This is a genomic window from Pontimicrobium sp. MEBiC01747, from assembly GCF_053601635.1.
The window spans coordinates 1-456 of sequence record NZ_JBSHNS010000424.1; the positions used below are offsets into that span (position 1 = coordinate 1).

Annotated in this window: 1 protein-coding gene; it reads left to right on the forward strand. The window is 29.8% G+C overall.

Going from position 1 to position 456, the window contains the following annotated elements; all coding sequences use genetic code 11:
* A partial coding sequence (locus ACVC2P_RS13795; protein WP_452599037.1) for a 1-(5-phosphoribosyl)-5-[(5-phosphoribosylamino)methylideneamino]imidazole-4-carboxamide isomerase occupies positions 1-368 on the forward strand: 368 nt, incomplete at its 5' end.
* Positions 369-456: the final 88 nt, after the last annotated feature.

A 456-nucleotide genomic window follows, 5' to 3' on the forward strand; every position in this document is an offset into this window, starting at 1 on the left:
ATACAGCAGGAGGGAAAATTGCAACCAATGGATGGCAAGAAGAAAGTAATCTAGAGCTAATACCCTTTATTAAAAACTATTTAAAAAAAGGAATACAATATGTAATATGTACAGACATTTCTAAAGATGGTATGTTGCAAGGCCCATCATTTAAAACCTATAATAAAATAATTAATCAAGCAACAGTAATAACCAATGACTCCAACATAAGTAGCACTGTAAAATTAATTGCATCAGGAGGCATTTCGTCTTACGGCGAGTTGCCAAAACTAGTAGAATTAGGATGCGAAGGAGTAATTATAGGTAAAGCTATCTATGAGAATAAAATAAGCTTAAAACAACTAGAGCATTTTATATTGAATAATTAATAGTTCTACCATGCATAGAGAACTATTATTAAAATGAAAATGATAAACTAATTTAAAAAGAGTCCTGTTTTTACAGGAGATAAATATG